The organism is Enterobacter sp. MEB024, from assembly GCF_030209635.1.
GTDB lineage: Bacteria > Pseudomonadota > Gammaproteobacteria > Enterobacterales > Enterobacteriaceae > Enterobacter > Enterobacter ludwigii.
In genome coordinates this window covers 188743-214744 of record NZ_JARVRQ010000006.1, presented here as the reverse complement: position 1 = coordinate 214744, position 26002 = coordinate 188743, and the positions used below count along the sequence as shown (strand labels likewise).

Below are 26002 nucleotides of genomic sequence, written 5' to 3'. Positions count from 1 at the left end.
TTTGACGTGGCAAGACGCTGCAATTGACGAAAAAACAATGAGGAAGAGCTTGTGGGAAAAGCCAAACAGGTGGTCTGGCGTCTGCTGGCTGCCAGCGTATGCGTGATGGCGGCAAGCCAGGCGGTGCATGCCGATTCACTGGATGAACAACGTAATCGCTACGCCCAGATTAAACAGGCGTGGGACAATAAGCAGATGGATACCGTGCAGGCACTGATGCCGACCTTAAAAGCGTATCCTCTCTATCCGTATCTGGAGTATCGGCAGATCACTGACGATCTCATAAATCAACCCACGGTCACCGTGAATAACTTTATTCAGGCGAACCCGACGCTGCCGCCCGCGCGGACGCTGCAGTCTCGTTTTGTGAACGAACTGGCACGTCGTGAAGACTGGCGTGGGCTGCTGGCGTTTAGCCCGGAAAAACCGAACACCACCGAAGCCCAGTGTAACTATTACTATGCGAAGTGGGTTACCGGACAGCAGGAAGAGGCCTGGGCGGGCGCGAAAGATCTGTGGTTGACCGGAAAAAGCCAGCCAAATGCCTGTGATTCCCTCTTTGGCGCATGGCGTGCGTCAGGTAAGCAGGATCCGCTGGCGTACCTTGAACGTATTCGCCTGGCGATGAAAGCCGGAAACACGCGGCTGGTTACCACGCTTGCGGGACAAATGCCGTCTGATTATCAGACGATCTCAACCGCCGTCATCGCCCTGGCGAACGATCCGAACAGCGTACTGACCTTTGCCCGCAGCACCGGCGCGACCGATTTTACCCGCCAGATGGCCGCGGTGGCTTTTGCCAGCGTGGCGCGTGACGACGTGGAAAATGCGCGGCTGATGATCCCGCAGCTGGTGCAGGCGCAGCAGCTCAATGAAGATCAAACTCAGGAGCTGCGCGACATTGTGGCGTGGCGACTGATGAGCACCGATGTAACCGACGAGCAGGCGCGCTGGCGAGACGATGCGATTATGCGTTCGAACTCCACGTCGCTGGTGGAGCGCCGCGTGCGTATGGCGCTGGGGACGGGCGATCGGCGGGGGCTGAACACCTGGCTTGCGCGTCTGCCAATGGACGCCAAAGAGAAAGACGAATGGCGTTACTGGCAGGCGGATCTGCTGATGGAGCGCGGGCGTGACGATGAAGCGAAAGAGATCCTTCATGCGCTGATGCAGCTGCGTGGGTTCTATCCGATGGCGGCCGCACAGCGTTTGGGTGAGGAGTACACGTTCCGCATTGATAAAGCCCCTGCTAACGCCAACCCGGCGTTGACTCAGGGGCCAGAAATGGCGCGTGTTCGCGAGCTGATGTACTGGAACATGGACAATACCGCCCGTAGCGAATGGGCGAATCTGGTGACCAGCCGTACGACCGATGAGAAGGCACAGCTTGCACGCTATGCCTTTGATAACCACTGGTGGGATCTGAGCGTGCAGGCAACGATCGCCGGCAAGCTGTGGGATCATCTCGAAGAGCGTTTCCCGCTGGCCTATAAAGATCTGTTTGAGCGCTACACCAGCGGTAAAGACATTCCGCAAAGCTACGCCATGGCCATTGCCCGTCAGGAGAGTGCGTGGAACCCGAAAGTCCGTTCCCCGGTCGGGGCCAGCGGCCTGATGCAGGTGATGCCGGGAACCGCGACGCACACGGTGAAGATGTTTAACATCCCGGGATACAGCAGCCCGTCACAGCTGCTGGATCCGGAGACCAACATCAATATCGGTACCAGCTACCTGCAGTATGTTTATCAGCAGTTCGGCAATAACCGCATCTTCTCCTCAGCGGCGTATAACGCAGGCCCGGGCCGCGTGCGCACCTGGCTTGGCAACAGCGCCGGGCGCATTGACGCCGTCGCGTTTGTGGAAAGTATTCCGTTCTCGGAAACCCGCGGCTATGTGAAGAACGTATTGGCTTATGACGCCTACTATCGCTATTTCATGGGACAAAAAGATACCCTGATGAGCGATGCTGAGTGGCAGAGACGTTACTGATGGGGTGGGTTGTGTTATGCTGTACTCGTTAATGAGTACAACAGGCGGCATAACATGACCCAGCATTCCCCGTATTCCTCGGCAATGGCCGAACAACGTCATCAGGAGTGGCTTCGTTTTGTGGAGTTGCTCCGCCAGTCTTACGACCAGGATCTGCATTTGCCTTTATTGCAGCTGATGCTGACGCCGGATGAGCGTGAAGCTCTGGGCACACGCGTGCGGATCATCGAAGAGCTGTTGCGCGGTGAGATGAGCCAGCGTGAGCTTAAAAATGAGCTGGGCGCGGGTATCGCGACGATCACCCGCGGATCGAACAGCCTGAAATCCGCGCCGGTGGAGTTGCGTCAGTGGCTGGAGTCTGTACTGCTGGGCGCTCAGCGATAAATCGCGTTATGGAACGGGCTCAGGGCCAGAATCACCGCCTGGTGGTAAACGCCTGAACGCGTTAGTGCGCCAGCGGTAAAGACGCCAATCGCGCCTTCTTTGCGGCCAATTTCATCGATGCCGGTGTACTGAGACATCACCGGCCCGAGCGCTTCACCCGCGGACACTTTTTCCAGAATGATTTTTGGCAGCGGCAGAGTTGCTGAACGCGCTTCTCCACGCTGTTCACGGTTCTCGATGACCACCCAGCTGAACGTCGCGCCTTCGTCGATACCCGCTTCAATTGCCACCCAGAAGTCAGCATCCGGTGCGGCAGCCCTGGCGTTTGCCACGCGATTTCGTGCGCCAGCGCGCGTTTCCTCGCTGCCAAACGGCTGTTCAGGCACGCCGCTCTCGACGCCGATGGCATCAATATGGCAGGATCCTTCGCCGAAAATCTCTTCGAATGCCCTTAGAATTGCCTGAATTTTGGCAGGATTGGTGGTAGCAGAGACAACATGGTGCATAATTAAGCTCGATTCAAAAAAAACTCATCGCAGTATAACGGAAAAAAAGCATGTTACAGGTATACCTTGTTCGCCACGGTGAGACGCAGTGGAACGCCGAGCGACGTATTCAAGGCCAGTCAGACAGTCCTCTTACTGAAAAGGGTGTGCAGCAGGCGTGGCAGGTGGCAGAACGCGCCAGAACGCTGGGCATTACGCATGTTATCACCAGCGACTTAGGTCGCACACAGCAGACGGCGCGCATCATTGCCGATGCCTGTGGTTGTGATGTCATGATCGAGCCGCGTCTGCGCGAGCTGGATATGGGCGTGCTGGAAAAACGGCATATCGATACGCTGACGGAAACGGAAGAGGGCTGGCGTCGCACGCTGGTCAACGGCACCGAAGATGGCCGTATTCCGGAAGGCGAATCCATGCAGGAGCTGAGCGTGCGCATGCATGCCGCGCTGGCGGAATGCCTGAAGCTTCCGGCCGGGAGCCGTCCGCTGCTGGTGAGTCACGGTATTGCGCTGGGCTGCCTGGTGAGCACGATTCTGGGGTTACCTGCGTATGCAGAGCGCCGTTTGCGTCTGCGCAACTGCTCTATTTCCCGTATCGACTATCAGGAAAGCGCGTGGCTGGCGTCAGGTTGGGTCGTAGAGATGGCAGGGGACATTTCGCATCTTGATGCCCCTGCACTTGACGAACTTCAGCGTTAACGACGTATCGGAATTAAGAATTCCATACGCAGATTGATTGGGCCTTCTTCCGGTTTAGCATCGCTTGCCGGATAGTAGCGCTCAATATCCTGACCTTTACGGCGATTCAGGTTCAGCATTGGCATGCAGGTTCCGTAAACGGTCAGGATAAATTCCTGTACACCCGTTCCCAGCCCTTCATAAGCGAACATCACGTATTCGCCGCCTTCCAGCACCACGGGCTTTGAACCCTGAATATAGCCATTCGCCAGCTCTGGCGTTAACGCGGTGGTGTAGAACACCTCCTGCTCGTCGTCTTTTTCCTGGCTTGGGTGCGTTTCGTTGAGACCATACAGGATGGGCGGGATCGCCGGTGCATGGCTCAGGAAGTCGCGCCAGAACTGAACGCGCATCTGATGACGGAATTCGGAAATCTGCTCCAGCGAACAGGAGTAGCTTTGCGTCGTACCAATCAGGTGCGTTTCTGGCAGGGTGATAAATTCATATTTCGGCATTGCAAACTCACCCAGACGCAGCGGCGGACGCATGCCAAACGAGCTCCAGTCAGGCGAGCGGCGATAGAGCGCTGGCGTTAACGAGAACTGTTTTTTAAAGGCGCGGGTAAAGGTTTGCTGCGAGTCGAAACGATATTGCAGTGCAATATCCAGAATCGGCCGCGCGGTCAGGCGTAATGCCACCGCTGATTTTGACAGACGACGTGCGCGGATATAGGCCCCGATAGCATGACCGGTGACATCCTTGAACATCCTTTGCAGATGCCACTTGGAATAGCCTGCTTTAGCCGCCACATTATCCAGTGACAAAGGCTGGTCGAGGTGACCTTCCAGCCAGGTGAGCAGGTCGCGAATAATTCCAGCCTGATCCATATACTATCCTCATCCTTAAAACAGCAGGTGCCTGATAACAGGTTAGCGGATAATAGCATTTTTTGATGTTTTAGCATTCAGTGTTTTTTTTGCTCATTAATGCCTTTTGTTCCTCGTTTTGGGTGAATATATTCTAATCCTGTGATCTTGCTACATTTTTGTCTACAGTGTTGAATAATCGCTCAGCGTAATTCTTAAAAATGGTAACAATATGAAATACAAGACTTTGATCTTCACTGCCCTGATGTTGACGGTGGGGCACGCCGCGCAGGCGGAACAGATTGGTTCTGTCGATACCGTTTTCAAAGTGTTCGGCCCGGACCACAAGATTGTGGTGGAGGCGTTTGACGATCCGGACGTGAAAAACGTCACCTGCTACGTTAGTCGGGCGAAAACCGGGGGCATTAAAGGCGGGCTTGGGCTGGCTGAAGATACCTCCGATGCGGCAATCTCCTGCCAGCAGGTCGGTCCTGTGGAGCTGAGTGACAAAATCAAAAACGGCAAAGCGCAGGGCGACGTTGTGTTCCAGAAACGGACCTCGCTGGTGTTTAAAAAGCTGCAGGTGGTGCGTTTTTATGACGCCAAACGCAACACGCTCGCCTATCTGGCCTATTCCGACAAAGTGGTTGAAGGCTCACCGAAAAACGCCATCAGCGCCGTGCCGATCATGCCATGGCACTAATTCAGGGATGAATCATGCAGCAACCTCTGGTCTGGCTGGTTGAGGACGAAATCAGTATTGCCGACACGCTACTCTACATGCTTCAGCAGGAGGGGTTTGCGGTGAAGGCTTTCGGGCGTGGGTTACCGGTACTGGAAGAGGCGCGGCGGCAGGTTCCCGCGCTGGCGATTCTGGATGTCGGGTTGCCTGACATCAGCGGCTTTGAACTCTGCCGCCAGCTTCTGGCGCAGCATCCGTCACTGCCGATCCTGTTTCTGACGGCGCGAAGTGACGAGGTGGATAAGCTGCTCGGACTGGAGATGGGCGCGGATGATTATGTCGCTAAACCCTTCTCCCCGCGTGAAGTCTGTGCCCGGGTGAGGACTATTCTACGGCGGTTACAAAAATCTACCGCCCCCGCCGAGATCGTGCGTATCGGGCAGTTTGAACTGAACGAACCCGCCGCCAGAATCAGCTGGTATGGGGAGCCTTTACCGCTCACGCGCTATGAATTCCTGCTGCTCAAAACATTGTTGCAGGCGCCGGGCCGGGTCTTTTCTCGCCAGCAGCTTATGGACAAAGTGTGGGGCGAAGACGGCGATAGCTTCGATCGTACCGTGGATACGCATATCAAAACCTTGCGCGCCAAGCTGCGCGCGGTCAATGACGGGCTTTCGCCCATCAGTACCCATCGCGGGATGGGTTACAGTCTGGGGCTTTATTAATGCGTATTGGCATGCGTCTGCTGCTGGGCTATTTCCTGATTGTCGCTATCGCCGCGTGGTTTGTGCTGTCTATCTTCGTGCAGGAGGTCAAGCCCGGCGTGCGCAGAGCCACCGAAGGCACGCTGATTGACACCGCGACCCTGCTGGCGGAAGTGGGGCGAGACGACCTGCTCGCTGGCAATCCGCAGCAGGGCCAGCTGGCTCAGGCTTTTTCTCGGCTCCATCAGCGGCCGTTTCGCGCCAACATTGGCGGCATTCATAAAGTCCGCAACGAGTACCACGTCTACATGACCGACGCCACGGGCAAGGTGGTGTTTGATTCGGCGGGCCTGGCGGTAGGGAAAGACTACTCCCGCTGGAATGACGTCTGGCTGACGCTTCGCGGGGAATATGGCGCGCGCAGCACCCAGAGCAATCCTGACGATCCGGAAAGTACGGTGATGTATGTTGCCGCACCGGTCATGGACAGGGGCAACATTATCGGCGTGCTGTCGGTCGGAAAACCTAACAGCGCCATGGCGCCGGTTATTCACCGTAGCGAGCGGCGGATCCTGTGGGCGGGTGGGGCGCTGCTCGGCATTGCCCTGCTGATTGGTCTGCTGGTGGCGGGATGGATCAATCGTTCCATTGGCAGATTGTCGCGCTACGCCGATGCGGTGACCACGGACACGCCTCTCCCGCTGCCTAACCCCGGCAGCAGTGAGTTACGAAAGCTGGCGCAGGCGCTGGAAAATATGCGCATTCGCCTCGAGGGTAAGAATTACATCGAGCATTATGTGCATGCGCTTACTCACGAACTCAAAAGCCCGCTGGCGGCAATCCGCGGCGCGGCAGAGATCCTTAATGAGCAGCCGCCGCCGGCGGTGGCCGCGCGGTTTATCGATAATATTCTGGTGCAAAACGCGCGTATGCAGTCGCTGGTGGAAAAACTGCTCTCTCAGGCGCGTCTTGAAAACCGGGTAGAGATAGAGCCGGTGAGCGTGAGTGTCAGCACGCTGTTTTCACGGCTTGCGGATTCACGCTCCGCCGTTATCACGGCGAAAAATATCATCCTGACCTGCCAGCCCACTTCGCTGCAGGTGCAGGGCGACCCCGAGCTGCTTGAACAGGCGCTGGGTAATTTGCTGGATAATGCCATCGATTTTACCCCGCAGGGCGGGACGCTTCAGCTGGCTGCCGAGGAGACGCCAACCGAGATCCGGCTTACCGTAAGCGACAGCGGAAGCGGGATACCGGACTATGCCATGGCGCGTATTTTTGAACGTTTTTACTCGCTCCCCCGTGAGAACGGGTTGAAAAGCAGCGGGCTGGGTCTGGCATTCGTGCAGGAGGTGGCGCGTCTGCATCAGGGGGACATTGCTCTGCATAACCAACCAGAAGGCGGCGTGAAAGCCACGCTGACACTTCACCGTCACTTCACATAACTTCAAACTGGCCCCACATAGCCCCGGTACGCTCTCCTCATCACAAAGGAGACGTAATGATGAAATCCCCCCTGTTCTGGAAAGTAAGCACCCTGCTGGGGTGCATTCTGCTGTTGTTAGTCCCGCTCTTTATGGTCAGTAACCTGATTTCGGAGCGTGAGAGCTACCGTAACGATGTTGAACACTCGCTTCGCCAAAGCACCAGCGGGCCGCAAAAGCTGGTAGGACCGCTGATTGCCATTCCTGTCACCGAGGTTTTTTACAAACTTGAGGATGAGAAAAAGGTCGAATACAAAAAAAGCTACCTGCACTTTATCCTGCCGGAATCTCTGCTCGTTGAGGGAAATCAGCGCGTGGAGTCCAGAAGCATCGGTATCTATGACGGGCAAATCTGGAACACCGATCTCAAAATAAAAGCGCAGTTTTCGACGGAGAAAATGGCGCAGCTGAAGGGCGAAACCATGACGCTGGGGCAGCCATTCCTGGTGATTGGCGTGGGTGATGCCCGGGGCATTGGTACGGTGAAGGTCGCAAAAATCAACGGTGAGGCGCTCAGCGTAGAACCGGGAACCGGCGTGTATGGCACACTTGCCGGTATTCATATTCCGCTGAGTGATAAAGCCCTTGAGCCGAAAACGCTCGCCCTTGATATGTCGTTTAACCTGGCGGGGACGGGCAGTTTTGCGGTGGTGCCTGTCGGGCGTAATAGCGAAATGACGCTGAGCAGTAACTGGCCGCACCCGGGATTTATGGGATACTACTTGCCTGTTAAACATCAGATTAGCGAGTCTGGTTTCCAGGCAAACTGGCAGAGCAGCTGGTTTGCTAACAACATGCAAAGCTGGTTCGTCGAGGGCGAGTCACCGGAGTGGGGCTCTATCCCGGCCTTTAGCGTGACGGTTGCCACGCCAGCGGATCAGTACCAGCTGACAGACCGCGCGATCAAGTACGCTATTTTACTGATTGCCCTGACGTTTATGGCCTTCTTCGTGTTCGAAACCCTCACCGGATTGCGTCTGCACCCAATGCAGTATCTGCTGGTGGGGTTGTCGCTGGTCCTCTTCTATCTCGTCTTACTTGCCCTGTCTGAGCATGTTGGGTTTACGCCGGCCTGGATTATTGCAAGCCTTGTCGGCGCGATGATGAATGGTGTGTACCTGCAGGCGGTACTGAAAAGCTGGAGGCGAAGCGGGGTGTTTATTCTGGCGCTGCTGGGGCTGGATGTCGTGATGTGGTTCCTGCTGCGTTCGGAGGACAGCGCGTTGCTGCTGGGAGCTGCCGTACTGGCGATGGCACTGTTTGCGGTCATGTACCTGACGCGTCACCTTGACTGGTATTCACTCTCTCAGCCGAAGCGTCCCGTCCCCCCCGTTGAACCTGATGCGGATACGATGCGAGTCTGGAAATAAAAAACGGCGCGAAAGCGCCGTTTTTTTTACTTCAGTTGCCGGATTACTCCTGCAGGTCGCCGCAGAAACGATAACCTTCACCGTGAATAGTGGCGATAATTTCCGGCGTATCAGGCGTAGATTCGAAATGTTTACGGATACGACGGATGGTCACGTCTACGGTACGGTCGTGCGGCTTCAGCTCACGGCCGGTCATTTTCTTCAGCAGTTCTGCACGGGACTGAATTTTGCCCGGATTTTCACAGAAGTGCAGCATTGCGCGGAATTCACTGCGCGGCAGTTTATACTGCTCACCGTTCGGACTAATCAGTGAACGGCTATTGATATCAAGTTCCCAGCCGTTGAACTTGTAGCTGTCTACGCTACGACGCTCTTCGCTGACCGTGCCCAGGTTCATGGTGCGGGACAGCAGGTTGCGTGCACGAATGGTTAACTCGCGTGGATTAAACGGTTTAGTGATGTAGTCATCCGCACCGATTTCCAGGCCAAGGATTTTATCAACTTCGTTATCACGACCTGTCAGGAACATTAACGCGACATTCGCCTGTTCACGCAGTTCGCGCGCCAGAAGAAGGCCGTTTTTGCCCGGCAGGTTGATATCCATGATCACCAGGTTGATATCATTTTCAGAAAGGATCTGATGCATCTCTGCGCCATCGGTCGCTTCAAAGACATCGTAGCCTTCTGCTTCGAAAATGCTCTTTAACGTGTTGCGTGTTACCAACTCGTCTTCAACGATAAGAATGTGCGGGGTCTGCATGTTTGCTACCTAAATTGCCAACTAAATCGAAACAGGAAGTACAAAAGTCCCTGACCTGCCTGATGCATGTCGCAAATTAACATGACCGGCCTAACGTGACTAAAGTACGTAATTGCGTTCTTGATGCACTTTCCATCAACGTCAACAACATCATTAGCTTGGTCGTGGGTACTTTCCCTTTGGACCCGACAGTGTCAAAAACGGCTGTCATCCTAACCATTTTAACAGCAACATAACAGGCTAAGTGACACCAGACACCCAATAAAACTACGCTTCGTTGACATATATCAAGTTCAATTGTAGCACGTTAACAGTTTGATGAAATCATCGTAGCCGAATGCTAGCCTTTGTCACAATTTTTCAATAAACCAACTAGTTGCGTACCTTGATTTATAAACGATACGAATCCAATCAGAAAAGAGTATTCATGAGGTCATTACCATTATAAAACATAAGGATAATAGCCTTCTGTTAACATTCTAACTGATTGTTCAGCCACAAAATAGTTTAGCGTTTTTAATTTGTTCTGAAACGCTATTTCGGTGATTTGTGTTGCATTTTTGTAAATTCGCGCCGCGTAATATGTTGAAGTGCATCACATTTTCACCCGCTAACTGATTAAAAAGAGAGCATAAATGCATCTGTCGATTGTACTGGTCGCCCCAGCCAGAGCCGAAAATATAGGCGCTGCGGCGCGTGCCATGAAGACCATGGGGTTTACCGATCTTCGCATCGTGGACAGCCAGGCGCACCTCGAGCCCGCGGCCCGTTGGGTGGCGCACGGTTCAGGGGATATTCTCGATAATATAACTACTTACGACACGCTCGCCGCTGCGCTGCACGACATTTCTTTTACCGTGGCGACCACGGCACGCAGCCGGGCAAAGTTCCACTATTACGCCACGCCGGCGGAACTGGTGCCGATGTTAACGGAGAAAAGCCAGTGGCTGACGAAGGCCGCGCTGGTCTTTGGGCGGGAAGATTCCGGTCTGACGAATGAGGAGCTGGCGTTGGCGGACGTCCTGACCGGTGCGCCGATGGTGGCGGATTATCCGTCGCTGAATTTAGGCCAGGCGGTAATGGTGTATTGCTATCAATTAGCCTCCCTAATACAAATTCCTCAACCCCAGGCTGAAGGGGCAGATGAAAACCAGCTGGCCGCGTTGCGCGCTCGCGTTGACCATCTGTTATTACAACTCAGTGTCGCGGAAGATCAAAAAATGGCGGACTGGTTGCATCAGCGACTTGGGCGTCTTGAGCAGCGAGACACGGCAATGTTGCATCGTTTGCTGCATGATATTGAAAAAAAATTGGCCGAGTAAAATGCTGTCATAAGTTTTTACTATGGCGTATCCGTCTGTGCGGATGGGTTGCGTCTGGGAGAATCGGATGAAAATAAATCTGCAAGCAGCGGGACGTGAGAGCGTCCCGAATTGTGATCAAATTAAAAATTCATTGACTTAAGGTGCCCAATCCTTTAACCCTAAAAGAATACAGCACAGACAGATAATAATGACAGAGTACACAACATCCATGAAACGCATCAGCATCACCACCATTACAACAACCATCATCATTACCACAGGAAATGATGCGGGCTGACGCGTACAGGAAAAACAGAAAAAAGCCCGCACCCAAACAGTGCGGGCTTTTTTTTCGGCTAAAGGAAACGAGGTAGAACCATGCGAGTGTTGAAGTTCGGCGGTACATCAGTGGCAAATGCAGAACGTTTTCTGCGTGTTGCCGATATCCTGGAGAGCAACGCCAGGCAGGGGCAGGTCGCGACCGTGCTCTCTGCCCCGGCAAAAATCACCAACCACCTGGTGGCGATGATTGAAAAGACCATCGGTGGCCAGGATGCACTCCCGAACTTGAGCGACGCCGAGCGTATCTTCGCTGAGCTGCTGCAGGGACTGGCGGAGGCGCAGCCGGATTTCCCGCTCGCACAGCTGAAATCGTTTGTTGAGCAAGAGTTCGCCCAAATCAAACACGTGCTGCACGGTATCAGCCTTTTAGGTCAGTGCCCGGACAGCATCAACGCGGCGTTAATCTGCCGTGGTGAAAAATTGTCGATTGCCATCATGGCGGGCCTGCTGGAAGCGCGTGGCCACAATGTGTCGGTTATCGATCCCGTTGAAAAACTGCTGGCAGTGGGTCACTACCTCGAGTCTACCGTTGATATAGCCGAATCAACCCGCCGCATTGCCGCGAGCAAAATTCCGTCTGACCATATGATCCTGATGGCGGGCTTCACCGCCGGAAACGAGAAGGGTGAACTCGTCGTACTGGGCCGCAACGGCTCCGACTACTCTGCTGCCGTGCTGGCAGCCTGTTTGCGCGCCGACTGTTGTGAGATCTGGACGGACGTCGACGGTGTATACACCTGCGATCCGCGCCAGGTACCGGACGCCAGGCTGCTGAAGTCGATGTCATACCAGGAAGCGATGGAGCTGTCCTACTTCGGCGCTAAAGTTCTTCACCCTCGCACCATCTCTCCCATTGCCCAGTTCCAGATCCCTTGCCTGATTAAAAACACCGGTAACCCGCAAGCGCCGGGCACGCTGATTGGCGCCAGTACTGATGAAGACGGCCTGCCGGTGAAAGGCATTTCTAACCTGAACAATATGGCCATGTTCAGCGTTTCCGGCCCGGGAATGAAAGGCATGGTCGGTATGGCGGCCCGCGTTTTCGCGGCCATGTCCCGCAACGGTATCTCGGTTGTGCTGATCACTCAGTCCTCTTCTGAATACAGCATCAGCTTCTGCGTACCGCAGGGGGATTGCCTGCGCGCCCGTCGTGCGCTGGAAGAAGAGTTTTACCTTGAGCTGAAAGAAGAGCTGCTCGAGCCGCTTTCTATCCAGGAACGCCTGGCGGTTATCTCGGTGGTGGGCGACGGTATGCGTACGCTGCGCGGTATCTCGGCCAAATTCTTTGCCGCGCTGGCCAGGGCCAACATCAACATTGTGGCCATTGCCCAGGGGTCATCTGAGCGTTCAATCTCGGTGGTCGTTGACAACGACGATGCGACAACCGGCGTTCGCGTGGTTCATCAGATGCTCTTCAACACCGATCAGGTGATCGAGCTGTTCCTGATTGGCGTGGGCGGTGTGGGTGGCGCGCTGCTGGAGCAGGTGAAGCGTCAGCAGGAGTGGTTGAAGAAAAAGCACATTGATCTGCGCGTGTGCGGTATCGCGAACTCAAAAGCGCTGCTGACCAACGTTCATGGCCTGAACCTGGAAAACTGGCAGGCTGAGCTGAATGATGCCAAAGAGCCCTTTAATCTGGGCCGGTTGATCCGCCTGGTGAAAGAGTATCACCTGCTTAACCCGGTCATTGTCGACTGTACCTCGAACCAGGCGGTGGCCGATCAGTACGCCGATTTCCTGCGCGAAGGTTTCCACGTGGTGACGCCAAACAAAAAGGCCAACACCTCGTCGATGGATTACTATCACCAGCTGCGTCTGGCGGCGAGCAAGTCACGGCGTAAGTTCCTCTACGACACCAACGTGGGCGCGGGCCTGCCGGTGATCGAGAACCTGCAAAACCTGCTGAACGCGGGGGATGAACTGCAGCGTTTCTCCGGCATTCTTTCCGGCTCGCTGTCGTTTATCTTCGGCAAGCTGGATGAGGGCATGAGCCTGTCGGAAGCGACCCGTGCCGCGCGTGAACTGGGGTACACCGAGCCGGATCCGCGAGACGATCTCTCCGGTATGGATGTGGCGCGTAAGTTGCTCATACTGGTGCGTGAAACGGGCCGTGAGCTGGAGCTTTCCGATATCGTGATTGAGCCTGTTCTGCCTGCCGGGTTTGACGACAGCGGTGACGTGAACACCTTTATGGCCAATTTAGCGCAGCTAGACGACGCCTTTGCCGCACGCGTTGCGAAAGCCCGTGATGAAGGTAAGGTATTGCGCTATGTTGGCAATATTGAAGACGATGGTATGTGCCGCGTGAAGATTGCTGAAGTGGATGGCAACGACCCGCTGTTCAAAGTAAAAAACGGCGAAAACGCCCTCGCGTTTTACAGCCACTATTATCAGCCACTGCCGCTGGTGCTTCGCGGCTATGGCGCAGGGAATGATGTTACCGCGGCGGGTGTATTTGCCGATTTGCTGCGTACCCTGTCATGGAAGTTAGGAGTTTAACATGGTGAAAGTTTATGCCCCGGCTTCCAGCGCCAATATGAGCGTCGGATTTGATGTGCTGGGTGCGGCGGTGACGCCGGTGGATGGTTCGCTGCTGGGCGATACGGTAACGGTTGAAGCGGCAGAGAGCTTTAGCCTGAATAACGTGGGCCGCTTCGCCAGCAAATTGCCGACAGACCCGCGCGAGAATATCGTTTATCAGTGCTGGGAGCGGTTCTGTCAGGAGATTGGCAAAAATGTGCCGGTCGCCATGACGCTGGAAAAAAGTATGCCGATTGGCTCTGGTCTGGGTTCCAGCGCTTGCTCCGTGGTCGCCGGACTGGTGGCCATGAATGAGCACTGCGGCAAACCACTGAATAATAACCGTCTGCTCGGGTTAATGGGCGAGCTGGAAGGGCGCATCTCCGGCAGCATTCATTATGACAACGTCGCCCCCTGCTTCCTCGGTGGTATGCAGCTGATGATTGAAGAAAATGGCATCATCAGCCAGCAGGTGCCAGGGTTTGATGAGTGGCTGTGGGTGCTGGCCTATCCCGGCATTAAGGTATCTACCGCTGAAGCGCGTGCGATCCTGCCTGCGCAGTATCGTCGTCAGGACTGTATCGCTCACGGACGTCATCTGGCCGGCTTTATTCACGCCTGCTACACCCGTCAGCCGCAGCTGGCAGCAAAATTAATGAAAGACGTTATCGCCGAGCCGTACCGCACTAAGCTGTTGCCTGGCTTTAACGAGGCGCGACAGGCGTCAATGGATACCGGCGCACTGGCGTGCGGTATCTCCGGCTCCGGCCCGACGCTGTTCGCCCTGTGCGATAAGCCAGACACGGCGCAGCGCGTGGCGGACTGGCTCTCTAAACACTACCTGCAAAATCAGGAAGGCTTTGTTCATATTTGCCGTCTGGACACGGCTGGCGCACGAGTACTGGGATAACGAATGAAACTCTACAACCTTAAAGATCATAACGAGCAGGTCAGCTTCGCGCAGGCAGTGACTCAGGGACTGGGCAAAAATCAGGGGCTGTTCTTCCCCCATGACCTGCCGGAATTTCAGCTGACCGACATTGATGAACTGCTGAAGCAGGACTTTGTCACCCGCAGCACTAAAATTCTCTCTGCCTTTATCGGCGATGAAATCCCGCAGGAGCTGCTGGAAGAGCGCGTGCGTGCAGCGTTCGCTTTCCCGGCACCGGTTAAGCAGGTTGAGCCGGATGTCGGCTGCCTTGAGCTGTTCCACGGTCCAACCCTGGCGTTTAAAGACTTCGGTGGCCGCTTTATGGCGCAGATGCTGACCCACATCAGCGGCGACAAACCGGTAACGATTCTGACGGCGACCTCCGGCGATACCGGTGCGGCCGTTGCCCATGCGTTCTACGGTCTGAAGAACGTTCGCGTGGTGATCCTCTACCCGAAAGGCAAAATCAGTCCGCTGCAGGAAAAACTGTTCTGTACGCTCGGGGGCAACATTGAAACCGTGGCGATTGACGGCGATTTCGATGCCTGTCAGGCGCTGGTCAAGCAGGCCTTCGATGACGAAGAGCTGAAAGTGGCGCTGGGTCTGAACTCGGCGAACTCCATTAACATCAGCCGTCTGCTGGCGCAGATTTGCTACTACTTCGAAGCGGTTGCACAGCTGCCACAGGAGGCGCGCAATCAGCTGGTCGTCTCAGTACCAAGCGGCAACTTTGGTGACCTGACGGCGGGCCTGCTGGCGAAATCGCTCGGCCTGCCGGTAAAACGCTTTATCGCCGCCACCAACGCCAACGACACCGTGCCGCGCTTCCTGAAAGACGGTAAATGGGCACCGAACGCCACGCAGGCGACGCTTTCGAATGCGATGGACGTAAGCCAGCCGAACAACTGGCCGCGTGTGGAAGAGCTGTTCCGCCGTAAGGTCTGGCGTCTGGGCGATCTGGGTTACGCCGCGGTGACGGATGAGACCACCAAAGCCACTATGCGTGAGCTGAAAGCGGCGGGGTACACCTCTGAACCGCATGCGGCGATCGCTTACCGTGCGCTGCGCGATCAGCTGAATCCGGGGGAGTATGGCCTGTTCCTGGGAACGGCTCATCCGGCGAAGTTCAAAGAGAGCGTGGAAGTGATTCTGGGTGAAACGCTGCCGCTGCCAAAAGAGCTGGCCGAGCGTGCGGACCTGCCGCTGCTTTCGCATGAACTGCCCGCGGATTTCGCCGCGCTGCGTAAGTTGATGATGACGCGCGGATAACGGTTCTGTCCTCCTATGCAGGCCGGGTAAGGTGAAACTTACCCGGCTTTTTTTATGGAGAAATTAAGGAGAAAAATAGCAGTAAAAAAGCAGAAATTCCCAATAAATGCGGTCACTTAGCGATTAGGATTGCAGAGAATAACATCCCCCGTCCTCCTCACGTATTCTCCTTACATCGGCCCACATCGGGTAAATGAATAAGGAGTCACCTATGTCTAAACTGAAACCTGCTCTGCTGGTGCTTTCAATGATGCTGGTCGCTCCGATGGCGGTTCAGGCCTCTGAAATCACCCTCGTCCCTGCGGTAAAACTGCAGATTGGCGATCAGGATAATCGTGGTCACTACTGGGATGGTGGCCGCTGGCGCGACCATGACTGGTGGAAGGCTCACTATGACTGGCGCGATAATCACTGGCGCCCACATGACGAGCATCACGATCGTCATCATGATGACCACCATCACGATCGTCACGACGACCCGCGTCCTGGCCCGGACTGGAAACACCATTAATGCAAAACCCCGCCATCTGGCGGGGTTTGTTTTACTGCTCGTGGCGCTTAAACACCAGTTCGCCTTTCCCTGACGCTTCTTCATCGAAGAAGTAGCCTTCGCTGTTGAAGCCGGTCAGTTGCTCCGGTTTCGTCAGGCGGTTCTGAATGATGTAGCGGCTCATCAACCCACGCGCTTTTTTGGCGTAGAAGCTGATGACCTTGAACTTGCCGTTTTTCTCATCGAGGAAAACGGGCTTGATAATTTCCGCATCCAGCTTTTTCGGCTTCACCGATTTGTAGTATTCATCGGAGGCCAGATTGATGACCACATTATCGCCCTGAGCACGCAGCGCAGCGTTCAGTTTGTCGGTGATGATATCGCCCCAGAAATGGTACAGATCTTTGCCTTTAGGGTTTTCCAGGCGGATACCCATCTCCAGACGATATGGCTGCATCAGGTCCAACGGGCGCAGCACGCCGTACAGACCTGACAACATGCGCAGATGCTGCTGGGCGAAGTCGAAATCGGCTTCGCTAAAATCTTCCGCCTGCAGGCCGGTATACACATCACCTTTAAACGCCAGAAGCGCCTGGCGGGCGTTGTTCGGCGTGAAGTCCGGGTGCCACTCGTGGAAACGGGTCGCGTTAAGATCCGCCAGTTTGTCGCTGATGCTCATCAGCGAGGCAATTTGTGGCGCAGAGAGCTTACGCGCGACGTGAATCAGCTGTTGCGAATAGTCCAGCAGTTCAGGCTGGGTATAGCGCTCGGTGGCGAGCGGGCTCTGGTAATCGAGCGTTTTAGCAGGTGAAATCAGAATCAGCATATCCAGTCCTTGCAGGAAATTTAGAGCGACTTTAGCAAAAAATCGCCCTCATTTGATCGATAGCTGTTATTGCCGTGGCAAATCATCCCAGGTGCCGGGCGCAATTTGCGCCTGGATGTCGGGATAGCGCGAGGCATCAAAGACCGGCGGTACGCCCAGTTTGCGCTGACGAAGATAGTCCCGTGCGATAAGCGTAACCACGGGTGAGAGCAGCAGGATCGCCGTCAGGTTAGTGATGGCCATGAGCGCCATAAAGACATCCGCCAGTTGCCAGACCAGCGGCATGCTGAGCAGCGAACCTGCTAACACCATCAGTATCACCCCGAGGCGCAGCAGCGTGATCATACGGCGGGAGTCCACTTTCAGGAAAATAAGGTTATTTTCGGCGTAGAGGTAATTCACAACAATCGAGCTGAAGGCGAATAACAGCAGGATGAGCGAGACAAACCCGGCTCCCCAGCCGCCCGTCAGATTCACCAGTGCCTGCTGAAGCAGTTGTATGCCGGCTGTTTCCGATGAGTGAGGTACCGGACCGGCCAGCAGCAGGATCATGGCGCTGGCGGAACAGATAATAATGGTGTCCGTAAAAACGCCAATCATCTGAACAATGCCTTGTGCCGCCGGGTGGGGCGGCCAGGACGCGGCGGCGGCTGCGGCATTGGGGGTTGACCCCATACCGGCTTCATTGGAGAACATTCCGCGCTGAAAGCCCGACATCAGCGCCTGGCTGAAGGTATAACCCAGTGCGCCCGATGCCGCCTCGCGCCAGCCAAATGCGCTTTTGAAGATGGTTGCAATCACTTCCGGCACCTGCTCGATATGCCGTGCGGCGACGAACAGGCTGGCGGCAACCCACAGCAGCGCCATGACCGGCACCAACCACTGCATCAGGCGGGCGACACCTTTTAGGCCGGTCGAAATGGTCAGCAGGATACAGAGGGCTAAAACAAGCCCGGTGATCCACTCCGGACACGCAAAGGCATAGCGCAAGGCATGGGCGACAGAATTCGCCTGAACGGTATTAAAAATCAGACCGTACGCGAGCAGTAAAAACAGCGAAAACAGCACGCCCATCCAGCGCATTCCTAAGCCACGCGCCATGTACCAGGCCGGGCCGCCGCGAAACTGTCCGTTTTTATCTTTTTCTTTGTAGAGTTGGGCGAGGGCGCTTTCGGCAAAGGAGGTGGCCATCCCGATAAGCGCCGTGACCCACATCCAGAAAACGGCGCCCGGGCCACCGGCGCTGATGGCCAGTGCCACCCCTGCCATATTACCGCTGCCGAGGCGTGCGGCAATGCTGGTGCAGAGGGCCTGGAAAGAGGTTAATCCGCCCGGCTGGGGCGTGACGCTGTTTTTCAGACTTCTGCCAAATTTGCGAATATAACGAAACTGGATAAACCCGCTGCGTAGCGTAAACCAAATACCTGCACCCAGTAGCAGGTATATCATTATCGAACCCCAAAGGACTTCATTAATAAAGAAAAGGAAATCAGGCATTAACGTCCCTCTTGTTGATGCCAAAATGAATATGTAAGCGCTACCACTGATTGGACATGCTGTTACTTAGCAGCCTGTTAATATTCTGAGTTTATCATACTCTGTCTAAGCGCACTGTCTGCGGTTGCGCTACCCCTCCGTCGTGTTATCATCAGGGCAGACCGGTTACATCCCCCTAACAAGTAAACCTGTCATTTTTCCGCTGCAGGCATGCTGTCGGTAGCGTGAATTATCCAGGGCACGTTAAAAGAGAAACACTATCATGACGGATAAATTGACCTCCCTTCGTCAGTTCACCACTGTCGTAGCTGACACCGGAGATATCGCGGCAATGAAGCTGTACCAGCCGCAGGATGCCACCACCAACCCTTCTCTGATCCTTAACGCCGCACAGATCCCTGAGTATCGCAAACTGATTGACGACGCAGTGACCTGGGCGAAAGCACAGAGCAACGACCGTGCGCAGCAGGTTGTTGATGCCACTGATAAACTGGCCGTGAACATTGGTCTGGAAATTCTGAAACTGGTTCCTGGCCGCATCTCTACCGAAGTTGACGCACGTCTCTCCTACGACACCGAAGCGTCTATCGCCAAAGCAAAACGTCTGATCAAAATGTACAACGATGCCGGCATCAGCAATGACCGCATCCTGATCAAACTGGCGTCAACCTGGCAGGGTATTCGTGCAGCTGAACAGCTGGAAAAAGACGGTATCAACTGTAACCTGACGCTGCTGTTCTCCTTCGCACAGGCGCGTGCATGTGCGGAAGCCGGCGTATACCTGATTTCTCCATTCGTTGGCCGTATTCTGGACTGGTACAAAGCCAACACGGATAAGAAAGAGTACGCGGCATCTGAAGATCCAGGCGTCGTTTCCGTGACCGAAATCTACGAATACTACAAACAGCACGGTTATGAGACTGTGGTGATGGGCGCAAGCTTCCGTAACGTAGGTGAAATCATCGAACTGGCTGGCTGTGACCGCCTGACCATCGCCCCGGCACTGCTGAAAGAGCTGGCTGAAAGCGAAGGTGCTATCGAGCGTAAACTGTCCTACACCGGTGAAGTGAAAGCGCGTCCGGAGCGCATCACTGAATCTGAGTTCCTGTGGCAGCATAACCAGGATCCAATGGCTGTAGATAAACTGGCGGACGGTATCCGTAAGTTTGCTATCGACCAGGAAAAACTGGAAAAAATGATCGGCGACCTGCTGTAATCATTCTGCGTGACCGGGTCCCCGGTCACGCTACTTCTTTCGTACTCTGTCTGAATTTCCCCTCTGCGTGTATCATTCCCTTTAATCAGTACTTTTTTGAATGGAATGGATATGAATACCTTACGCATCGGCTTAGTGTCGATTTCTGACCGCGCCTCCAGCGGTGTTTATCAGGATAAAGGCATCCCCGCGCTGGAAGAATGGCTGGGCAGTGCGTTGACAACCCCCTTTGAGATCCAGACCCGCCTGATCCCTGACGAGCAGCCAATTATCGAACAGACACTCTGTGAGCTGGTGGATGAGATGAGCTGCCACCTGGTATTGACCACGGGAGGCACCGGACCTGCGCGCCGGGACGTCACTCCGGATGCCACGCTGGCGGTTGCCGATCGTGAGATGCCTGGCTTCGGTGAGCAGATGCGCCAGATCAGTCTACACTTTGTCCCGACGGCGATCCTCTCCCGTCAGGTCGGGGTGATCCGCAAGCAGGCATTGATTCTGAATTTGCCGGGTCAGCCGAAGTCCATCAAAGAGACGCTTGAAGGACTGAAAGCGGAAGATGGCAGCGTGATCGTGCACGGGATTTTTGCAAGTGTACCGTATTGTATACAGTTACTTGACGGTCCGTATGTAGAAACCGATGAGAAAGTGGTAGCAGCTTTTCGTCCGAAAAACGCCCGTCGCGAGACAATCTCCTGAAATTAATCAATATGTGACATTAGCTGAAGCGACGGTGGCGTGGTAAGGGTTTTACGGTATAGTAATTTTTTCTTTACGTTTGCTGTAAAAATAAATCCACAACACAAGCCAAATGGTTCGCTATGTCACATAACCCCCGACCTCTGAATCGACAGGACTATAAAACCCTCACGCTCGCGGCCTTAGGCGGTGCGCTGGAGTTTTACGACTTTATCATCTTCGTCTTCTTCGCCGCCGTGGTGGGGGAGCTTTTCTTCCCGGCAGATATCCCGGAGTGGTTGCGCCAGGTGCAAACCTTCGGCATTTTTGCCGCCGGGTATCTGGCGCGACCGCTGGGTGGCATTGTGATGGCCCACTTTGGTGACCTGGTCGGGCGTAAGAAGATGTTCACGCTCAGCATTTTACTGATGGCCGTGCCGACGCTGGCCATTGGCCTGCTGCCCACTTACGCCTCATTGGGCATTGTTGCTCCGCTGCTGCTGTTGCTGATGCGCATTCTTCAGGGGGCGGCAATTGGCGGCGAAGTGCCGGGGGCCTGGGTGTTCGTGGCGGAGCATGTGCCGGCGCACCGCATCGGCATCGCCTGTGGGACCTTAACGGCGGGGCTGACTGTCGGTATCCTCCTCGGTTCAGTGGTGGCCACTATCGTGAATACCAGCATGACGCAACAAGCGGTTCACGACTGGGGATGGCGCGTACCGTTCCTGCTCGGCGGGGCGTTTGGCCTGGTGGCGATGTATCTTCGCCGCTGGCTGCAGGAGACACCCATTTTCCTTGAGATGCAGCAGCGCAAGGCGCTGGCGCAGGAGTTGCCGGTAAAAGCCGTGGTGGTGCGCCACCGAAGCGCGGTTGTGGTGTCGATGCTGCTCACCTGGCTGCTGTCGGCGGGCATCGTGGTCGTTATCTTGATGTCTCCGGTATGGCTGCAAAAGCAGTACGGTTTTGCGCCGGCGGTAACGTTGCAGGCAAACAGTATCGCCACCATTATGCTCTGCTTTGGCTGTCTGGCCGCGGGGCTGGCCGTCGACCGTATCGGTGCCGGCCTGACTTTCATCATCGGCAGTCTGCTGCTGGCTGCGTCGAGCTGGGCGTTTTACCACCTGGCAGGCAGCCATCCTGAACAGCTTTTCCTGCTCTACGGTACGGTCGGGCTGTGCGTGGGGGTTGTCGGTGCTGTGCCGTATGTGATGGTGCGAGCTTTTCCGCCAGAGGTCCGCTTCACCGGGATCTCTTTCTCCTATAACGTCTCTTACGCCATCTTTGGCGGGCTGACGCCGATTGCGGTCACGGTGTTGATGGGAGTATCCCCGATGGCACCTGCCTGGTATGTGCTCGCGTTGTCGGTGATGGGGCTGGTGTTAGGCATTTGGCTTCGGCAGAAACAGGGATGTCGTGCCCGCGAGGCGGACACGACAGATGGATCAGTGTTTTTCACCAATCGGTAGGATGGTGCGGTCAAACTGCTCGTTCAGCACTTCACCCATTGCCAGGTAGATAGCGCTTGCGCCGCACACCAGACCAATCCAGCCGGCAATATGCACGATGCTTTCGTTATCCACGAGGTGGCCGATCGCCAGCAGGGCGAACAGCACGGTCAGGCTCAGGAAAACAAACTGCAGTGCGCGGTTGCCTTTCAGGGTGCCGAAGAACATAAACAGCGTGAAGACGCCCCACAGACCAAGGTAAACGCCCAGGAAATGTGCGTTTGCCGCGTCTGCCAGGCCCATTTTAGGCATCAGCAGGATCGCGACCAGGGTTAGCCAGAAAGAACCATAAGAGGTAAATGCGGTTAAGCCGAAGGTGTTGCCTTTCTTATATTCCAGCAGGCCCGCGAAGATTTGCGCGATACCGCCGTAAAAAATGCCCATCGCCAGGATAATGCCATCCATCGGGAACATCCCGATGTTGTGCAGGTTCAGCAGGATAGTGGTCATGCCAAAACCCATCAGGCCCAGCGGAGCCGGATTAGCCAACTTAGTGTTGCCCATAAGTCCTCAAAAAAATCATCATTAATATGGTGAAATGGTTAAACCCGCGTCAGTTCTCCCTGACGGGGCGCGGCATCATAATGGGCGCAATCAATGCCGTCTATGATCTCATCAGGGTGAAATTAAAAATTTTTTTTACCGTTCCCCCTTGATGGACGCTGGCGCGACCCCATCTTGTAGTCAACCGCAGTGTGTGGACCTGAAAAAAATCAATTGTGGGCAGTTGAAAAAGCACGTTCTGCCCTTATTACAGGTACACAACCACATGTTGACTGAATTTTAAGTGGAGACGTTTAGATGGGTAAAATTATTGGTATCGACCTGGGTACTACCAACTCTTGTGTAGCGATTATGGATGGCACTACCGCACGCGTGCTGGAGAACGCCGAGGGCGATCGCACCACGCCTTCTATCATTGCTTATACCCAGGATGGTGAAACTCTGGTTGGTCAGCCGGCTAAACGTCAGGCAGTGACAAACCCGCAAAATACCCTGTTTGCGATTAAACGCCTGATTGGCCGCCGCTTCCAGGACGAAGAAGTTCAGCGTGACGTTTCTATCATGCCTTACAAAATCATCGCAGCAGATAACGGCGATGCATGGCTTGATGTGAAAGGCACCAAAACGGCACCACCGCAGATCTCTGCTGAAGTGCTGAAAAAAATGAAGAAAACCGCAGAAGATTACCTGGGTGAACCGGTAACTGAAGCTGTTATCACCGTTCCTGCTTACTTCAACGATGCTCAGCGTCAGGCAACGAAAGATGCTGGCCGTATCGCAGGTCTGGAAGTAAAACGTATCATCAACGAACCAACCGCAGCGGCACTGGCTTACGGTCTGGATAAAGAAGTTGGCAACCGTACTATCGCGGTTTACGACCTGGGTGGTGGTACTTTCGATATCTCTATTATCGAAATCGACGAAGTTGATGGCGAAAAAACCTTCGAAGTTCTGGCAACCAACGGTGATACCCACCTGGGTGGTGAAGACTTCGATACCCGTCTGATCAACTACCTCGTTGACGAGTTTAAGAAAGATCAGGGCATTGACCTGCGTAACGACCCGCTGGCAATGCAGCGCCTGAAAGAAGCCGCTGAGAAAGCGAAGATCGAACTTTCTTCCGCTCAGCAGACCGACGTGAACCTGCCGTATATCACTGCAGACGCGACCGGTCCTAAACACATGAACATTAAAGTGACCCGTGCGAAACTGGAAAGCCTGGTAGAAGACCTGGTAAACCGTTCCATCGAGCCACTGAAAGTCGCTCTGCAGGATGCTGGCCTGTCCGTGTCTGATATCAACGACGTTATCCTCGTCGGTGGCCAGACCCGTATGCCAATGGTTCAGAAGAAAGTGGCTGAATTCTTTGGTAAAGAGCCACGTAAAGACGTTAACCCGGACGAAGCAGTGGCTATCGGTGCTGCCGTTCAGGGGGGTGTGTTGACGGGTGATGTGAAAGACGTTCTGCTGCTGGACGTTACCCCGCTGTCTCTGGGTATCGAAACCATGGGCGGTGTGATGACGGCGCTTATCACCAAAAACACCACTATCCCTACTAAGCACAGCCAGGTGTTCTCTACTGCTGAAGACAACCAGTCTGCAGTAACCATCCATGTGCTGCAGGGTGAGCGTAAGCGTGCGGCGGATAACAAGTCACTGGGTCAGTTCAACCTGGATGGCATCAACCCGGCGCCACGCGGTATGCCGCAGATCGAAGTAACCTTCGATATCGATGCTGATGGTATCCTGCACGTTTCCGCGAAAGACAAAAACAGCGGTAAAGAGCAGAAGATCACCATTAAGGCCTCTTCCGGTCTGAACGAAGAAGAGATCCAGAAAATGGTTCGTGAAGCAGAAGCGAACGCGGAATCTGACCGTAAGTTTGAAGAGCTGGTTCAGACCCGCAACCAGGGCGACCATCTGCTGCACAGCACCCGTAAGCAGGTTGAAGAAGCCGGCGATAAACTGCCAGCTGAAGACAAAACGGCTATCGAAGCTGCACTGAGCGCGCTGGAAACGTCTCTGAAAGGCGAAGATAAAGCGGATATCGAAGCGAAGATGCAGGAGCTGGCACAGGCTTCACAGAAGCTGATGGAAATCGCTCAGCAGCAGCACGCCCAACAGCAGGCTGGCGCTGACGCTTCTCAGAACAACGCGAAAGACGACGACGTTGTCGACGCTGAGTTCGAAGAAGTGAAAGACAAAAAATAATCGCCCTGATGCAGGGTAATTAATCGGCACGGGCGTAGGAGAACTCTCCACGCCCGTGCTCGCATGTTAAGGGGCTTAAAAAAACCAATGGCAAAGCAAGACTATTACGAGATTTTAGGCGTTCCGAAAACTGCGGAAGAGCGTGAAATCAAAAAGGCGTATAAGCGCCTGGCCATGAAATTCCACCCGGATCGCAACCAGGGTGACAAAGAGGCTGAAGCCAAATTTAAAGAGATCAAAGAAGCCTACGAAGTCCTGACCGATGCACAGAAACGTGCGGCCTATGACCAGTACGGCCACGCAGCCTTCGAACAAGGCGGCATGGGCGGCGGTGGATTCGGTGGCGGCGGCTTTGGCGGCGGCGCTGACTTCAGCGATATCTTTGGCGATGTTTTCGGCGACATTTTTGGCGGCGGTCGTGGCCGTCAGCGCGCGGCGCGCGGCGCCGACCTGCGCTACAACATGGATCTGACGCTGGAAGAGGCCGTACGTGGCGTCACCAAAGAGATCCGTATTCCGACGCTGGAAGAGTGTGACGTTTGCCACGGCAGCGGCGCGAAAGCAGGCACCCAGCCGCAAACCTGTCCAACCTGTCACGGTTCCGGTCAGGTGCAGATGCGTCAGGGCTTCTTCGCCGTGCAGCAGGCGTGTCCGCACTGTCATGGTCGCGGTACGCTGATTAAAGACCCCTGCACAAAATGCCACGGTCATGGTCGCGTTGAGAAAACCAAGACGCTGTCCGTTAAAATCCCGGCAGGCGTGGACACGGGCGACCGTATCCGTCTGGCAGGTGAAGGTGAGGCCGGCGAGCACGGCGCACCGGCAGGCGATCTGTACGTTCAGGTTCAGGTCAAGCAGCACGCCATCTTCGAGCGTGAAGGCAACAACCTGTACTGTGAAGTGCCCATCAACTTCGCCATGGCGGCACTCGGTGGCGAAATTGAAGTGCCAACGCTTGATGGTCGCGTCAATCTGAAGGTTCCAGGTGAAACCCAGACCGGCAAGCTGTTCCGCATGCGTGGTAAAGGTGTTAAATCCGTTCGCGGTGGTGCGCAGGGCGACCTGCTGTGCCGCGTGGTGGTTGAAACCCCGGTTGGCCTGAACGACAAGCAGAAACAGCTGCTGAAAGAGCTGCAGGAAAGTTTTGGCGGCCCGACGGGTGAGAAAAACAGCCCGCGCTCCAAAAGCTTCTTCGATGGCGTCAAAAAATTCTTCGACGATTTGACCCGCTGATCCGTTAGCTGGTGTTCATCTCAAAAAGCCCGGAAGCGATTTCGGGCTTTTTCT

Annotated in this window: 25 protein-coding genes and 1 other annotated feature; of the genes, 19 read left to right on the top strand and 6 right to left on the bottom strand. The window is 55.0% G+C overall.

The genetic code is table 11. From position 1 onward, the window contains the following. Positions 1–51 precede the first annotated feature (51 nt). The gene (gene sltY, locus QRN24_RS12590; protein WP_284942763.1) at positions 52–1989 is read left to right on the top strand and encodes a murein transglycosylase; all 1938 of its coding nucleotides are present in this window, start codon (positions 52–54) and stop codon (positions 1987–1989) included. Positions 1990–2043: 54 nt separating this feature from the next. Beyond that, on the top strand, positions 2044–2373 hold the full coding sequence (gene trpR / locus QRN24_RS12585; RefSeq protein WP_020885267.1) for a trp operon repressor: 330 nt from the start codon (positions 2044–2046) through the stop codon (positions 2371–2373). On the opposite strand, the gene yjjX is transcribed toward trpR, so the two are convergent. Further along, on the bottom strand, positions 2364–2879 hold the full coding sequence (yjjX, locus tag QRN24_RS12580) for an inosine/xanthosine triphosphatase (RefSeq protein WP_014168549.1): 516 nt from the start codon (positions 2877–2879) through the stop codon (positions 2364–2366). The two genes, trpR and yjjX, sit on opposite strands and share 10 nt — an antisense overlap. 50 nt (positions 2880–2929) lie before the next feature. Between yjjX and gpmB the strand changes: the two genes are divergently transcribed. Beyond that, positions 2930–3577 (top strand): 2,3-diphosphoglycerate-dependent phosphoglycerate mutase GpmB, encoded by a 648-nt coding sequence (gene gpmB / locus QRN24_RS12575; RefSeq protein WP_014168550.1) that lies wholly within the window; start codon positions 2930–2932, stop codon positions 3575–3577. Here the strand turns inward: gpmB and robA are convergent. Further along, positions 3574–4443, bottom strand: a complete 870-nt coding sequence (gene robA, locus QRN24_RS12570) for an MDR efflux pump AcrAB transcriptional activator RobA (RefSeq protein WP_014168551.1) — start codon at positions 4441–4443, stop codon at positions 3574–3576. The genes gpmB and robA overlap by 4 nt on opposite strands. Positions 4444–4654: 211 nt before the next feature. On the opposite strand from robA, the gene creA reads away from it, so the two are divergent. The 4 genes from creA to creD are packed head-to-tail and all read left to right on the top strand — an operon-like array spanning position 4655 to position 8662. Further along, entirely contained in the window at positions 4655–5125 is a 471-nt protein-coding gene (creA, locus tag QRN24_RS12565) for a protein CreA (RefSeq protein ID WP_014168552.1), read from the top strand. 14 nt (positions 5126–5139) lie between these two features. Then, complete coding sequence (gene creB / locus QRN24_RS12560) at positions 5140–5829, top strand: two-component system response regulator CreB (RefSeq protein WP_014168553.1); 690 nt, start codon at positions 5140–5142, stop codon at positions 5827–5829. Then, a complete protein-coding gene (gene creC, locus QRN24_RS12555; protein WP_049023052.1) occupies positions 5829–7253 on the top strand; it encodes a two-component system sensor histidine kinase CreC in 1425 nt (474 codons plus the stop codon). Before creB ends, creC begins: the two co-directional genes overlap by 1 nt. Positions 7254–7309: 56 nt before the next feature. Further along, positions 7310–8662 carry a cell envelope integrity protein CreD gene (gene creD / locus QRN24_RS12550; protein ID WP_284942762.1) on the top strand — a complete coding sequence of 451 codons (1353 nt, stop codon included), beginning with the start codon at positions 7310–7312 and terminating at the stop codon, positions 8660–8662. A gap of 43 nt (positions 8663–8705) precedes the next feature. Here the strand turns inward: creD and arcA are convergent, their stop codons facing one another. Beyond that, positions 8706–9422, bottom strand: coding sequence for a two-component system response regulator ArcA (gene arcA / locus QRN24_RS12545; protein WP_003856501.1), 717 nt, complete (start codon positions 9420–9422; stop codon positions 8706–8708). 95 nt (positions 9423–9517) lie between these two features. Between arcA and yjjY the strand changes: the two genes are divergently transcribed. The 7 genes from yjjY (at position 9518) to QRN24_RS12510 (ending at position 16299) form a co-directional block, all read left to right on the top strand. After that, positions 9518–9658 (top strand): YjjY family protein, encoded by a 141-nt coding sequence (gene yjjY / locus QRN24_RS12540; protein WP_001541509.1) that lies wholly within the window; start codon positions 9518–9520, stop codon positions 9656–9658. A 399-nt stretch (positions 9659–10057) separates the two neighbouring features. Next, a complete protein-coding gene (locus QRN24_RS12535) occupies positions 10058–10744 on the top strand; it encodes a tRNA/rRNA methyltransferase (protein ID WP_086533230.1) in 687 nt (228 codons plus the stop codon). 211 nt (positions 10745–10955) lie between these two features. Continuing rightward, a complete protein-coding gene (gene thrL, locus QRN24_RS12530) occupies positions 10956–11024 on the top strand; it encodes a thr operon leader peptide (RefSeq protein WP_015572623.1) in 69 nt (22 codons plus the stop codon). Beyond that, positions 10963–11080 (top strand) — a sequence feature (Thr leader region). It overlaps the preceding gene by 62 nt. A gap of 24 nt (positions 11081–11104) precedes the next feature. Continuing rightward, entirely contained in the window at positions 11105–13567 is a 2463-nt protein-coding gene (thrA, locus tag QRN24_RS12525) for a bifunctional aspartate kinase/homoserine dehydrogenase I (RefSeq protein WP_284942761.1), read from the top strand. Between the two features lies 1 nt (position 13568). Continuing rightward, positions 13569–14498, top strand: coding sequence for a homoserine kinase (thrB, locus tag QRN24_RS12520; RefSeq protein ID WP_014168558.1), 930 nt, complete (start codon positions 13569–13571; stop codon positions 14496–14498). A gap of 3 nt (positions 14499–14501) precedes the next feature. Then, positions 14502–15788: a threonine synthase gene (thrC, locus tag QRN24_RS12515; RefSeq protein ID WP_032679598.1), complete on the top strand. Its 1287-nt coding sequence runs from the start codon at positions 14502–14504 to the stop codon at positions 15786–15788. 211 nt (positions 15789–15999) lie between these two features. Then, positions 16000–16299, top strand: a complete 300-nt coding sequence (locus tag QRN24_RS12510; RefSeq protein WP_020882537.1) for a DUF2502 domain-containing protein — start codon at positions 16000–16002, stop codon at positions 16297–16299. Between the two features lie 31 nt (positions 16300–16330). On the opposite strand, the gene yaaA is transcribed toward QRN24_RS12510, so the two are convergent. Together yaaA and QRN24_RS12500 are read right to left on the bottom strand one after the other, a co-directional pair. Next, positions 16331–17104, bottom strand: a complete 774-nt coding sequence (gene yaaA / locus QRN24_RS12505; protein ID WP_025205476.1) for a peroxide stress protein YaaA — start codon at positions 17102–17104, stop codon at positions 16331–16333. A 66-nt stretch (positions 17105–17170) separates the two neighbouring features. Then, the gene (locus QRN24_RS12500; protein WP_032681687.1) at positions 17171–18601 is read right to left on the bottom strand and encodes an alanine/glycine:cation symporter family protein; all 1431 of its coding nucleotides are present in this window, start codon (positions 18599–18601) and stop codon (positions 17171–17173) included. Between the two features lie 262 nt (positions 18602–18863). Here QRN24_RS12500 and tal point away from each other — a divergent pair, with 262 nt between their 5' ends. From tal to QRN24_RS12485, 3 genes are all read left to right on the top strand, one after another. Beyond that, positions 18864–19817, top strand: coding sequence for a transaldolase (gene tal / locus QRN24_RS12495; RefSeq protein WP_014168563.1), 954 nt, complete (start codon positions 18864–18866; stop codon positions 19815–19817). A gap of 111 nt (positions 19818–19928) precedes the next feature. After that, positions 19929–20516 carry a molybdopterin adenylyltransferase gene (gene mog, locus QRN24_RS12490; RefSeq protein WP_020882540.1) on the top strand — a complete coding sequence of 196 codons (588 nt, stop codon included), beginning with the start codon at positions 19929–19931 and terminating at the stop codon, positions 20514–20516. Positions 20517–20638: 122 nt separating this feature from the next. After that, the gene (locus QRN24_RS12485; protein WP_284942760.1) at positions 20639–21961 is read left to right on the top strand and encodes an MFS transporter; all 1323 of its coding nucleotides are present in this window, start codon (positions 20639–20641) and stop codon (positions 21959–21961) included. Here QRN24_RS12485 and satP read toward each other — a convergent pair. Further along, positions 21938–22504, bottom strand: a complete 567-nt coding sequence (gene satP, locus QRN24_RS12480) for an acetate uptake transporter (protein ID WP_020882542.1) — start codon at positions 22502–22504, stop codon at positions 21938–21940. The two genes, QRN24_RS12485 and satP, sit on opposite strands and share 24 nt — an antisense overlap. A 297-nt stretch (positions 22505–22801) precedes the next feature. Between satP and dnaK the strand changes: the two genes are divergently transcribed. Both dnaK and dnaJ read left to right on the top strand, forming a co-directional pair. Next, on the top strand, positions 22802–24715 hold the full coding sequence (dnaK, locus tag QRN24_RS12475; protein WP_014168568.1) for a molecular chaperone DnaK: 1914 nt from the start codon (positions 22802–22804) through the stop codon (positions 24713–24715). Positions 24716–24802: 87 nt separating this feature from the next. After that, positions 24803–25948: a molecular chaperone DnaJ gene (gene dnaJ / locus QRN24_RS12470; protein ID WP_020882543.1), complete on the top strand. Its 1146-nt coding sequence runs from the start codon at positions 24803–24805 to the stop codon at positions 25946–25948. Positions 25949–26002: the final 54 nt, after the last annotated feature.

What these genes read in the sequence shown, in the direction of transcription:
- yaaA (WP_025205476.1), bottom strand. Translation starts at nt 17,104, where the DNA reads ATGCTGATTCTGATTTCACCTGCTAAAACGCTCGATTACCAGAGCCCG.
- dnaK (WP_014168568.1), top strand. Translation starts at nt 22,802, where the DNA reads ATGGGTAAAATTATTGGTATCGACCTGGGTACTACCAACTCTTGTGTA.
- creB (WP_014168553.1), top strand. Translation starts at nt 5,140, where the DNA reads ATGCAGCAACCTCTGGTCTGGCTGGTTGAGGACGAAATCAGTATTGCC.
- QRN24_RS12500 (WP_032681687.1), bottom strand. Translation starts at nt 18,601, where the DNA reads ATGCCTGATTTCCTTTTCTTTATTAATGAAGTCCTTTGGGGTTCGATA.
- arcA (WP_003856501.1), bottom strand. Translation starts at nt 9,422, where the DNA reads ATGCAGACCCCGCACATTCTTATCGTTGAAGACGAGTTGGTAACACGC.
- creD (WP_284942762.1), top strand. Translation starts at nt 7,310, where the DNA reads ATGATGAAATCCCCCCTGTTCTGGAAAGTAAGCACCCTGCTGGGGTGC.
- yjjX (WP_014168549.1), bottom strand. Translation starts at nt 2,879, where the DNA reads ATGCACCATGTTGTCTCTGCTACCACCAATCCTGCCAAAATTCAGGCA.
- tal (WP_014168563.1), top strand. Translation starts at nt 18,864, where the DNA reads ATGACGGATAAATTGACCTCCCTTCGTCAGTTCACCACTGTCGTAGCT.
- robA (WP_014168551.1), bottom strand. Translation starts at nt 4,443, where the DNA reads ATGGATCAGGCTGGAATTATTCGCGACCTGCTCACCTGGCTGGAAGGT.
- QRN24_RS12510 (WP_020882537.1), top strand. Translation starts at nt 16,000, where the DNA reads ATGTCTAAACTGAAACCTGCTCTGCTGGTGCTTTCAATGATGCTGGTC.
- dnaJ (WP_020882543.1), top strand. Translation starts at nt 24,803, where the DNA reads ATGGCAAAGCAAGACTATTACGAGATTTTAGGCGTTCCGAAAACTGCG.
- mog (WP_020882540.1), top strand. Translation starts at nt 19,929, where the DNA reads ATGAATACCTTACGCATCGGCTTAGTGTCGATTTCTGACCGCGCCTCC.
- QRN24_RS12535 (WP_086533230.1), top strand. Translation starts at nt 10,058, where the DNA reads ATGCATCTGTCGATTGTACTGGTCGCCCCAGCCAGAGCCGAAAATATA.
- creA (WP_014168552.1), top strand. Translation starts at nt 4,655, where the DNA reads ATGAAATACAAGACTTTGATCTTCACTGCCCTGATGTTGACGGTGGGG.
- thrB (WP_014168558.1), top strand. Translation starts at nt 13,569, where the DNA reads ATGGTGAAAGTTTATGCCCCGGCTTCCAGCGCCAATATGAGCGTCGGA.
- thrA (WP_284942761.1), top strand. Translation starts at nt 11,105, where the DNA reads ATGCGAGTGTTGAAGTTCGGCGGTACATCAGTGGCAAATGCAGAACGT.
- creC (WP_049023052.1), top strand. Translation starts at nt 5,829, where the DNA reads ATGCGTATTGGCATGCGTCTGCTGCTGGGCTATTTCCTGATTGTCGCT.
- trpR (WP_020885267.1), top strand. Translation starts at nt 2,044, where the DNA reads ATGACCCAGCATTCCCCGTATTCCTCGGCAATGGCCGAACAACGTCAT.
- thrC (WP_032679598.1), top strand. Translation starts at nt 14,502, where the DNA reads ATGAAACTCTACAACCTTAAAGATCATAACGAGCAGGTCAGCTTCGCG.
- QRN24_RS12485 (WP_284942760.1), top strand. Translation starts at nt 20,639, where the DNA reads ATGTCACATAACCCCCGACCTCTGAATCGACAGGACTATAAAACCCTC.
- gpmB (WP_014168550.1), top strand. Translation starts at nt 2,930, where the DNA reads ATGTTACAGGTATACCTTGTTCGCCACGGTGAGACGCAGTGGAACGCC.
- satP (WP_020882542.1), bottom strand. Translation starts at nt 22,504, where the DNA reads ATGGGCAACACTAAGTTGGCTAATCCGGCTCCGCTGGGCCTGATGGGT.